6 protein-coding genes are annotated in these 12,067 nt (G+C 45.7%); 5 read left to right on the top strand and 1 reads right to left on the bottom strand.

The genetic code is table 11. From position 1 onward, the window contains the following. Nucleotides 1-56 precede the first annotated feature (56 nt). From K4039_RS22650 to K4039_RS22660, 3 genes are all read left to right on the top strand, one after another. Nucleotides 57-1,079, top strand: coding sequence for a cysteine peptidase family C39 domain-containing protein (locus K4039_RS22650; protein WP_265238758.1), 1,023 nt, complete (start codon nt 57-59; stop codon nt 1,077-1,079). Nucleotides 1,080-1,179: 100 nt separating this feature from the next. Further along, nucleotides 1,180-2,475 carry a hypothetical protein gene (locus tag K4039_RS22655; protein WP_265238760.1) on the top strand — a complete coding sequence of 432 codons (1,296 nt, stop codon included), beginning with the start codon at nt 1,180-1,182 and terminating at the stop codon, nt 2,473-2,475. A gap of 118 nt (nt 2,476-2,593) precedes the next feature. After that, complete coding sequence (locus K4039_RS22660; protein ID WP_265238761.1) at nt 2,594-8,248, top strand: tetratricopeptide repeat protein; 5,655 nt, start codon at nt 2,594-2,596, stop codon at nt 8,246-8,248. Between the two features lie 99 nt (nt 8,249-8,347). Here K4039_RS22660 and K4039_RS22665 read toward each other — a convergent pair whose 3' ends face one another. Further along, nucleotides 8,348-9,400 carry an isochorismatase gene (locus tag K4039_RS22665; protein WP_265238763.1) on the bottom strand — a complete coding sequence of 351 codons (1,053 nt, stop codon included), beginning with the start codon at nt 9,398-9,400 and terminating at the stop codon, nt 8,348-8,350. 250 nt (nt 9,401-9,650) lie between these two features. Between K4039_RS22665 and K4039_RS22670 the strand changes: the two genes are divergently transcribed. Together K4039_RS22670 and K4039_RS22675 are read left to right on the top strand one after the other, a co-directional pair. Next, entirely contained in the window at nt 9,651-10,382 is a 732-nt protein-coding gene (locus tag K4039_RS22670) for a TVP38/TMEM64 family protein (protein WP_265238766.1), read from the top strand. A gap of 16 nt (nt 10,383-10,398) precedes the next feature. Next, nucleotides 10,399-11,934, top strand: a complete 1,536-nt coding sequence (locus K4039_RS22675) for a mercuric reductase (protein ID WP_265238768.1) — start codon at nt 10,399-10,401, stop codon at nt 11,932-11,934. Nucleotides 11,935-12,067: the final 133 nt, after the last annotated feature.

Raw genomic sequence — 12,067 nt, forward strand, 5'->3', positions numbered from 1 at the left:
GGACGATCGAACCCACAGCGTGTTAAAACCTAGTTAAGCAACAAAATTTTGAGCTCATGGAAATAGTGGTGACACTGGTGTTGGGTTCGGTGCTGTTTGTCTGGGGAATGCGATTCGGGAAGGTGTTAGTTCGCTCTGGAGTGACGGCTAACGATTTGTTTAAGGGGCATAATTCGATCGCCCTGCTGTTTTTAGGTTTTTATGTTGGCTTGCTGGTGCTGGCTTTAAATCTGCCGCAAATGCCTGCTTTGCCGATCGAGTGGCGCGTGCACGGGATGCAGGTTACTTGGACTTTGCTCAGGGTGATGCTGATGGGAGTCTGCGGTATTGGGTTTAGTATAAGTTGGCTGACGGCGCGATCGCAAGTAATCGCAGTAATTTTAATTGGCTTGCTGGGATTGGGCGGATTTACCAGCGCCGAGGCTTATTTTCTCGCGCCAATTTATGATGATTTAGTTGATAATTTGCAACCAAACGGTGTGTTTCGGCAAACATCTAACAGCAGTTGTGCACCGGCGGCGCTAGCAACCGTGTTGAGGCGTTGGGGAATCGAGGCGACGGAATCGAGTGTGGCGCGTTTGGCGGGTACGAGTCGCTTGGGTACTTCGATGCCACAGTTGATTGTAGCAGCGAGGGGGTTGGGTGTAAATGCGATCGAACTAGAGCCAACTTGGGAGCAAATCCAGCAAATTAATCGCCCCGGAGTGCTCGCATTTTGGCTCTTTGACGGCCCTCGAAAGTTGCCGCACGCAGTGGCTTTGCTAGGCATGAATGACAGTGTAGCAGCCATTGGAGACCCGGCGCGGGGCAAGATTTTCTATTTAGACAGAGCAACTTTTGCTTATGTTTGGCGGAATGAATACGTGCCGATTTTTCGTTCTGCGGATATCTTGTTAAGTGACAAACAGGCGATCGATTATTTGACTAAATTAGGATATAATAGTGGCAATTTGAAAGCAGATATCGAGCGATTTCAAACAGATAAAAAATTGCCAATCAGCGGCAAATTAGATCGGACAACTGAATTAATGTTGAGCGGCCCTTTTTTAGAAGGCGTGCCGAGATTGGATGGCAAATAATTATTATAATAATTAATTAACCGCTTTACAATATATGAAATTTCTTGTAAAATAGGAAAATATTAATATTTCCACACATTGCAACGCAAGGAATAGTGGCATGAGCGATCTTAAATTTTGGACTCCCGTTTATCAATTGTTTAAGCCGGATGAACCATTAAGGAACCAAGAACTGCAAGATCTCTATGTTCGTCGAGATGACAGCCCAGTCGATAGCCTGGTGAACTTGTTGGCGATGGATAACACTTCTGCCAAGTTTCTGCTGGCTGGGCACCGGGGGGGTGGTAAAAGTACGGAATTACGGCGACTGGAACAAAAATGTGTTTCAGATTACACAGTGGTTTGGGTTGACACGGATACTGCTCTCAATAAGTACAATATTGGTTATGCAGAAGTCGTAGTTCTAATTGGGCTGCAAATTGTTGCACAATTGACTAAGTTGGGTTGGAATCTTCCTCGCAAGCTAGAAAAAGAATTATTGGCAAGTCTAGCGCGCGTCACCTATCAGGATAAGGTAACTGGAGGAGGAAATCTAGAACTGCCAAAACTTTTCAAAGAGTTGGGGATGTTGCTGAAAGTTGGGTTTCAGCGAGAAACTACGACAACTCGTGAAGTTCGCCCAGCACTAAGCGAAATTGTCGGTAAGGTTAACGAAATTATTGCGATCGCAGAACGGGACAAGCCGAAGCTGCTAGTGATTGTTGATGGCTTAGATCGGAAGGATTTTGGGGTTGCACTCGAAATGTTTTCTAGTTCTTTGATGACCGACATAAATTGTCATATTGTCTATGCGATTCCGATCTCTCTGCGTTATTCCTCAGCTTTTCGTCAGCCTATGCAGAGCTTTGATAAATGTCTTGATTTGGCTAATATCCCGGTCTTTAAATGCGATGATAAGGCACGATCGACTAATGAGACAGATCGCGTGGGACGACATATTCTGACAGAGGTGCTTCAAAAGCGCATCGCTAAGCTAAATAGCAGCTACAGCAACTTGTTTCATCCTGATGCACTGGATTTGCTCTGCGAAAAAAGTGGAGGCGTTATGCGAGATTTAGTGCGGCTGGCCCGGACATCTGGAGAAGTCGCTTTACGCAAGAAAAGTAGCGAGATTAGTTTGAGCGTGGCTCAGGATGCTGTACGAGAAGATCGTCAAAGCTACACGGTTGAAGATTATCAGTTTCCTGAGCTACACACGGTGCGTAAAACAGGGCAATTGACTACGAATGCGTTTGATTCTCCCAAGCACGGAAAGATTGTGATCTGCGACGAACTTTTGCATAATAAGCTAGTCTTAGGATATCACGATCTGAAACAGGGACGATGGTTTGATGTTAATCCAATTTTGTCACCAGATCTGGAACGCTGGCGCTCAATGAATCCTGGAAATGTATAGAGTTCTTGGACTCATTCCCAAATTATCTTAAAATTATCTGCGTTGTGTTGTATCGTCGGTTGCATCTGCCTGATATCTGCGGTTTTTGGATCAAAGTCGGATTTATGCAAGAGGTTTTATGATGACGAATCCTGAAGGTATTAGTCTACAGTCTCTGGATTCTGTTGAGCAGGAGGAATTGGCTAAGTTAGTCTATGCGGTGGCATTGAGCGAGGGGAGTCTCTCTCTGTTTGCAATTACGCCGGATAGTGCTCCAAATCATCCCGTCGTTGAATCGTTTATCGCAGAAATTAAGGAATTGGAAGATCATAACTTCGAGTTTTTGACATTTCATTATAGCGAAGAATCATTATTTAACTTTTTGCATCAACTGCCAGCACCATCAACGCAGATTGGACAAGCACGCCGAATTGTGATGGCGTTTGGTTTAGAGCAGTTGCGACAGGATTTGTTGCGGCAGGAAATGGAGCAGCTTAATTTAGGGCGGGAACGGATATTTGAACATAATTTAGTGTTGGTCTTTTGGCTCAATCGCGAAACTTTTTTAGAGGAGTTTCGGCGACAGGCTGCTGATTTTTGGGATTGGCGAGGCAAAATAGCTATTTTCAAAACACGCCCTCAGCTCGATCCGTTGTTGTATCCTTATTTAGAATGGCTGATTTCCGAGAATTCACGACTGAGAGTCAGTGGCGTGATGCAGGTAAATCGACAGGTTGATATTTCTCTAGATCGCATTTATGTGTCGCTTCAGGGTTCCTGGGAAGAGAGGCGAAGTCAGTCTTTTAAAGAGCGGATATTTTCAGCAGAAGCGCCGATGTACCTCAGCCAGCTTAGTCTGGGAGTTGCCCCAGGTGGGAATGAATGGGAAGATGGGCTGCATCAAGCAAGAACACCGCAACCCAAATTTATCGATGAATTGAGACTGGAAACTACATTAGAGATCCACGTAGAATCTGATACTAGGCAGCAGCGCGTGACTAAAATCGTGGATCTGGCAGACGCGGTTCGCAAGCATACCTATTGCCTCATTTTGGGCGATCCAGGGGCAGGAAAAACTACTTTGCTGCGGTATTTGGCAAGACATTTTGCCTTGGCTCAGCGCGATCGCAAATCCGTTGTTCAAGGAGGAAAAGAAGAGGAACTGGGAGAGACGCGACTGCCGATTTTGTTTCGGATTGCTGATTATGCTGAACGCCTGACAGATCGCCCTGATTTGAGCCTTGTAGATTATCTCCAGCAGTTTTATAGACAATGGGAACACCGCTTTGATTGCTCCGATGGAGACTCGGTGGCAAATTTGTTGCTCAACCGCCTCGCAATGGGTGATTGTTTGGTTTTGCTCGATGGCTTGGATGAGGTTTTTGACCAAGATAATCGATCGCAGGTAGTTCAGCAAATCAATAGATTAGTCGATGAATATCGCAATAATAAATTTGTTGTTACCAGTCGGATTGCCGGGTACAAACAGGCGGCTTTGGGGAGTCGATTTCAGGAATTTACGATTACGCCGATGGGGGATGAGCAAATTGATGAATTTCTCAAACGCTGGTGCTTGGCTGTTGAAATGGCGCAACGTCCAGAGGTTGACTCTAGCTTGCAGGAGCGAGATGCAGAGCGAGAAGCGCAAGAGATTGTTCAGGAGATTTCGAGCAATCAAGGAGTCAGGCGATTTGCGGCTAATCCTTTGCTGTTGACTATTTTGGCGCTGATTCACCGTAATGGAACTCGACTGCCACAACGACGGGTTGAACTTTACCAATTGGCTGTCAAAACCCTAATTGAAGATTGGCAAATAGGCCGCAATGTTCCCTATCAAGCACGACACCGACAACTGAATTTAGTTGAAGAAGATGTCACAGCTTTGCTGGCTCCGCTGGCGCTGCGGATGCACGAGGAAAAGCCCTCTGGTGTGGTTGCTCAAGCAGAAGTTGAAAAATGGCTAACGCCACATATGGCAGAGTTACAGGGAGTGGATGAGCCGACTGCGTTGGAGTTGGTGCGGCAGTTTTTGCGAAAGGTGCGGGAGACAACGGGGCTGTTTGTAGAGCGGGCTCCCGAAATGTATGGGTTTATGCACCTGACGTTTGAGGAATATTTTGCGGCTCGACAGATTGCGGACAATGAGATTGATGATATTTTGAAAATTATTAGTCCTTATCGCAATCAGGCCAGGTGGAATGAACCGATTTTGTTGGCATTGGGATATTTAAGTACCGATCAAAACCGACTTAATCGTCTTCTAAAAAAGCTATTTAGTCATTTATCAGACTATCAGCCAAACATTATTGGGCAGGAAATTCGACTCAAAAAGGTGGCGGATGTCGGAGTTTTGGTTTGGCACTCACTAGCAGAAGGAGACGTGCGGGAGTCGGAGATACTGTGGCAAGATTTGCTGTTTGTGGGTCAGATATTGGCGGAAGTTCGAGTCACTTCAGCATTCTCTACAAGGCCGATCGAGCTTTTGGTATTAACCTATTTGGGATTGGATGAGGATTATGATGATGAGCCGATTCAGCAACTGTTAAAGCGGTTGCGAGGAATAGAGGCATTTAATCATCATGTTTGGGATCGGTTGCAGCTAGCTGCGGATAATCGACAGTTGTCGGAGGAGCAGCGGAACCGGGCGCTGGTGGCGATGCTGTATGTGGCTTGTGGTAGTGCTGGAGAGTTGTTGGCGCAGCGGGTAGGGGAGTTTGTACAGCGGTTAACACCATCGTTGTTTAACGATTTGCGGGGGTTGGTGGCAGAGTTGGGTGCAGAGATGACGGCGGCGCTGGAACGGGGTTTAGAGTCAGAAAATCTCAGTTTTGAGTATCGAAAATCCTTAGAATTTGTGACGGCATTTTCGTATTTGAGGGCAGATAATTACGATCAGGCTATTGAACATTTGCAACTGCTAGCAGATCGAGATGATTGCTATTTAGATGGTTTTGTGCAATGGGCGATCGCTATTGCCTATGAGAAAAAAAATAATTATGAGCAGGGACTGCAATACTATCAGCAATGTTCGGATAAGTTGAATTTTGATGCGGATTCTGTTGAATCGTTAATTTTGTGGACAGATAGGGGTGTCTGTTGGAGATCTCACAGTCAATACGAAAAATCATTAGAATGCTTTCAGCAAGCGATTGTCATTGCACGGCAATCGAAAAACAGAAAGGCTGAATGCAATCTTCTCTGGCACATTGGTAATAGTTATCAAGAGTGGAAAAAATATACAGAGGCGATCGCCAAATACGAACAAAGTCGAGACCTCTATCAGCAGTTAGAAAAAGAAACCAATATTGCCAACCTGTGGTACTGGCTATCGGATTGTTATCGAGATTCGGGCAAGTATGAGCAAGCTTTGGAGGCACAACAACAGACTTTAGCGATTCGTCAACGACTGGAAGATCAGTCTGGGATTGCATTGTCCTATTATCAATTTGGACGAATATATCAAGTTTGGAGCAAGTATGCAGAGGCGATCGCGCATCACGAACAAAGTCGAGACCTCAATCAGCAGTTGGGTAAAGAAACCAATGTTGCCACTCAGTGGGAGTGGATATCCGTTTGTTATCGAGATTGGGGTAAGTATCAGCAAGCTTTGGAAGCAAGACAGCAAGAGTTAGGGATTCGTCAACGGCTGGATGATCAGTCTGGGATTGCACTGTCCTATGTTCAATTGGGACGAATCTATCAAGCCTGGAGCAAATATGCAGAGGCGATCGCGCATCACGAACAAAGCCGAGACATCTATCAGCAGTTGGGCGAGGAAACCAATGTTGCTGGCCAGTGGTACTGGATATCCGATTGTTATCGAGATTGGGGCAAGTATCAGCAAGCTTTGGAAGCACAACAACAGAGTTTAGTGATTCGTCAACGACTGGAGGATCAGTCTTGGATTGCACTGTCTTATCTTGTACTGGGACGAATATATCAAGCTTGGAGTAAGTATGCAGAGGCGATCGCCCATCACGAACAAAGCCGAGACATCTATCAGCAGTTGGGCAAGGAATCTGATGTTGCGAACCAGTGGGACTGGATATCCGATTGTTACCGAGATTGGGGCAAGTATGAGCAAGCCTTGGAGGCACAACAACAGGATTTAGCAATTCGTCAACGGCTGGATGAGCCGTCTAGGATTGCACTAGCGTATTATGAGTTTGGACGAATCTATCAAGCTTGGAGTAAGTATGCAGAGGCGATCGCCCATCACGAGCAAAGCCGAGACATCTATCACCAGTTGGGCAAGGAATCTGATGTTGCGAACCAGTGGGACTGGATATCCGATTGTTACCGAGATTGGGGCAAGTATGAGCAAGCCTTGGAGGCACAACAACAGGATTTAGCAATTCGTCAACGGCTGGATGAGCCGTCTAGGATTGCACTAGCGTATTATGAGTTTGGACGAATCTATCAAGCTTGGAGTAAGTATGCAGAGGCGATCGCCCATCACGAGCAAAGCCGAGACCTCTATCAGCAGTTGGGCAAGGAAACTAATGTTGCTGGCCTGTGGTACTGGATATCCGATTGTTATCGAGATTGGGGCAAGTATCAGCAAGCTTTGGAAGCAGAACAGCAGGATTTAGCGATTAGTCAACGGCTGGAGGATCAGTCTGGGATTGCATCGGCCTATTTTGGATTTGGACGAATCTATCAAGCGTGGAGTAAATATGCAGAGGCGATCACACAATACGAACAAAGCCGAGACCTCTATCAGCAGTTGGGCAAAGAATCTGATGTTGCTAATCAGTGGTACTTGATATCAGATTGTTATCGAGATTGGGGCAAATATGAGCAAGCTTTGGAAGCACAACAGCAGGAGTTAGCGATTCGTCAACGGCTGGATGACCAGGCTGGAATTGCCAGTGCCTATTTTCAATTGGGACGAATCTATCAAGAGTGGAGCAAATATGCAGAGGCGATCGCGCAATACGAACAAAGCCGAGACCTCTATCAGCATTTGGGCAAGGAAACCAATGTTGCTAATCAGTGGTACTGGATATCCGATTGTTATCGAGATTGGGGCAAGTATCAGCAAGCTTTGGAAGCAGAAGAGCAGGATTTAGCAATTCGTCAACGGCTGGATGACCAACTCAATATTGCCGATGCCTATTGGCAGTTTGGAAAAATTTATTACGCATGGGAAAATTACGATATAGCCACTCAATACCACCAGCAAAGCCGCGACCTTTATCAGCAACTAGACCAACCAAAACAACTGGCACGTCAGCTTAGAAACATTGCCAATAGTCAATGCAAACACACTCGTCAGATAACCGTTCACACCACAGTTCTCACCCAACTGACTCAAGCTGAACAAAACCTCAAACAAGCCATCCAACTCAACACAAAAGGCGACTACCAAGAAAACCTCGCCTACGACCACATCAGCCTCAGCCTAATCTACGCCGAACAACTCCGCCACCTCCCCCCCAACGACCCAACCCAACCCAACCTGATTATCCAATTTAACACCACCTATCCTATTGGCTTCAACATCTTGACCACCCTCGGCGAAACCCTCAGCCAAGCCGAAGAAAGCCTCAAAATCGCCCGCGCCTACCTCGAAACCCCAGCCCTACAAAATCTCGATATGGCGATTACCCTCACCCAACAATCCCTCGAAACTTTCCAAACTTACAACCGCCGTAAACTTCAAGCTGACGCCCTAAAACTCCTCGGAGAAATCTATCAACACCCAGATCAAACTAACCCCCATGCCACCGAAACCGGGCTGCAATTCCTCACCGAAAGCCAAGCCATTTATCAGGAAATAGGATTCAGTTAAGATTGTCATTGCGAGGAACGAAGCAATCGCAGTGTCTATTTTTCATCGGTTATCTATGTTGTCATCTCTTATCCCAAGCGTATTGTATTATCGCAATCATCAAAAACCTAACCAAGAAAAACCAGGCCAAGTATCAATTGACTGAGTAGATTGAACCACATTCATCCCCGCCCCTGCGAATCTTAGAAAAGCCGCATCTGCTGCTTCCGTAAAATCAACAACACCCGGAACAACCACCGGCGAAGTGCAATCTTCCAACAAATAAACTTTCTTAGCTAACTTCACATCTCGCGCCAAAATTTCCGTCAGCAAATCATCAATCGTCCAAGCAACACAGTGACTCTTCGCTTGTCCCGCAATAATTACCGCATCAAAACCGAGCAACTTATCAATAAATTTAGCATTTTTTTCAGCAATAGAAACCCCATCGGGCCCGTCCAAGACTTCCGGTCGCAAAACAGAATAGTTTTCAGTTAAGGGATTGCCGCCTTTAATCTCAAAAAGTGCTTGACTGTTGCGGGCGATACTGTGAAAAAATATCGCTTCTTCCACAGCGGAAACCAGGGCGTGTCCGATGCCGCCCAACATTGAATGATAGGGCCAAATTGTCAAGGGATATTTGCCGTCATCGCTGAGTTTCTGCACGTAGTGAAGAGCGTGTTTTTGCAGTGCCGAATAATTCCCTCCCGCAATGCTGTCAGCGACTGCTGGGTTGACTTTCCAGATGCCTTGCTGCACATCTTCCAGCGTAATTAATGTGGCGGCTGGGAGGGGATGTTCGCCTGCATCATTTATCCAAAAAATTGGATGAAAAATTTGCATAGCGGTGTGGGTGTCCATTGTCGGCGCAATGGTGGTAATTGAGTGTAAATTGCGATAGATAAATTTGCACAGCCGCAGGCTATCATCAACAGCGCCGCTACCAGAACGCCCGCCTACAAATAGTTCAAATTCTGGCAAACAAAAGGTATTTTGAGCGTCAATTATCAGTAAACAAATTTGTTTTTTGTCAGTAGCAGCGGGCTGAATGCTGTATTTTACAGCCCATTCTTTAGCTTGATGCGCGCGTTTTTGATAGGGGACGCGCCAGACTTCGCTCACTTTTTGGGTGTCAAAATATTCAGGGATTGAAAGTTCAGCTTTTGTGATCATGGCTAATGTATTGGGTAGTAAATAAAAAACTTATATGACTTATATCCTGTCCGGCCGATTAGCCGCAATAAGCAAGGTTCGTAGTGCGGACGCTCTTAGGTTGCGGACTAAAATCCGCACTAAGAACTGTTTGTGTTATGATAACCTAGCGGACGCGATATTATGAATGCGGCAGCGAACCTTACGGGTAAAACGATCGCGTCAAAGCATTTTTTGCCTTAGTCCTATAGTATCTATTTAAGGGTGAATTATGCCACAAAAACCAAATCAAAATTATATTAATGAAACTTTTGATCGCAAATTGTTTTTTTTGTCGATCGCCCTTTTCATCCCCCTCTTAATTGTAGCAACTAAATCTTCCTACGTTCAACAACTTTTAAGAACTATTTTAAGCCAAATCGAGCATTTAGGCATTTGGGGCCCGATCGCCTTTATCGCTACCTACAACTTAGCTACTATACTTTTTATACCAGGTTCCGCCCTTACCCTCGGAGGCGGGGTGCTGTTTGGCCTGTGGTGGGGCTCCATCTACGTGTTTGTCGCAGCAACTTTAGGGGCTACCTTTGCTTTTGCGATCGGGCGATACCTGTCGCGCGATCGCGTGGTAAAATACATGGAAGCTCACCCGAAGTTCAAAGCCCTCGATCGCGCCGTTGCTAAATCAGGATTTAAAATAGTCTTTTTAACCCGCCTTTGTCCTTTATTTCCCTTCAATTTATTGAATTACGCCTTGGGAGTTACCCAGGTTTCTTTAAAAGATTACGTGTTAGGTTCCTTCGGGATGATTCCGGGAACTGTGATGTACGTTTACTCTGGTTCATTGATAGGAGATATCGCTGCAATTGGTACGGTAACTGTACCGACAAATCCCCAAGCAGAAGCGGTAAAATGGTCGATAAATCTGATCAGTTTTACTGCTGCTGTCGCAGTAACTTTATATATAACTAAAATTGCTCGCCAAGCTTTGGATGAAACTATTTAATTAGGAGAATTTGCTCGTGTCGCAGTCAAAAGTCGATCGCGTAACAGTCCCCCCGATGGACGAATACAACCAAAAATTAGTCTCTTATTTGCATCCCTCCGATTGGGTAAACCCCCAGCCAGCTAGCAGTTACAACTTAGTAGTAATTGGCGCGGGGCCCGCCGGATTAATTGTGGCGGCGGGGGCGGCGGGCTTGGGTGCAAAAGTTGCTTTAATTGAAAAACATTTGATGGGTGGCGATTGTTTGAATGTCGGTTGTGTACCTTCAAAAAGTTTAATTCGATCTTCCCGCGCTGTCGGCGATATCTGGAATGCGAGTAAATTTGGTGTTAATGTTTCTAACAATCCCGAAGTGGATTTTGCCGCCGTCATGGAACGGATGCGCCGCATTAGATCCGGAATCAGTGATGTTGATTCTGTCGATCGCTACCAGCACAAATTAGGAGTCGATGTTTTCTTAGGTTCCGGTAGCTTCACTAGCAATTCTACCATAGAAGTTGCAGGTCAAACTTTGCAATTTAAAAAAGCAGTAATTGCCACAGGTGCAAGGGCGCGACAACCGCAAATTCCAGGCTTAAACGAAGCTGGATATCTGACAAATGAAACTGTATTTAACCTCACTCAAAGGCCTCAGCGTTTGGCCGTAATTGGCGCTGGGGCGATCGGCTGCGAATTGGCTCAAGCCTTCCGCAGACTGGGTTCGGAAGTCGTATTATTACACAAGAATGCTCACATTTTGGACAAGGAAGATGCGGATGCAGCCGAAATTGTGCAGCAGACTTTTGTCAGGGAAGGCATTCAACTAATACTAGAATCAAAAATAGACCGCGTTGAGCAAACAAATGCAGGCAAAGTGGTTTATTATCAATCTCAAGGTAAAGAAGCGTCGGTAACGGTAGATGAAATTATTGTGAGTGTGGGGCGATCGCCCAACGTGGAAGGATTGAATCTGGAATCTGTCAGCGTAGAATACGATACACAAAAAGGCGTATTTGTCAATGACAATTTGCAAACTACCAATCCCCGCATTTACGCCGCTGGGGACATTTGCATGAAGCATAAATTTACTCACGCTGCTGATTTTGCCGCCAGAATGGTGATTCAAAACACGCTGTTTTTCGGGCGCAAAAAGCTCAGCGCTTTGACGATACCTTGGTGTACTTATACAGATCCGGAAGTGGCGCGTGTCGGAATGGGCGATCGCGAATTTCAAGCCCAAGGAATTGATGTCGATACATTTTTAATTCCCTTCAGCCAAGTCGATCGGGCAATTATTGACGGCGAAGAAGAAGGATTTGTGAAAATCCACGTCAAGAAAGGCAGCGACAAAATATTAGGTGCAACTATTGTAGCACGACACGCTGGCGATATGATCAGCGAGATTACTTTGGCAATGGTTAACAATATTGGTTTAGGAAAGATTGCTAGCACAATTCACCCGTATCCGACGCAAGCCGAAGCAATTCGGAAAGCTGGAGATGCTTACAATCGCACTCGCTTGACTCCATTTGTGAAAAATTTGTTCAATAAATGGCTGGCTTGGACGCGATAAAATTGTAGAAGACCGGGCGGTTGAAACCGCGTCTATAAAAACAAAACCCGGATGGTGCGCGGGTTGAAAAATGAGGGGTTAAAATGAGATTGTTTTCTTCAATCCGCGGAGGCGGACATCGTTTGTGTAGGCG

The organism is Lyngbya sp. CCAP 1446/10 (assembly GCF_026130175.1).
Classification (GTDB): domain Bacteria; phylum Cyanobacteriota; class Cyanobacteriia; order Cyanobacteriales; family Microcoleaceae; genus Microcoleus.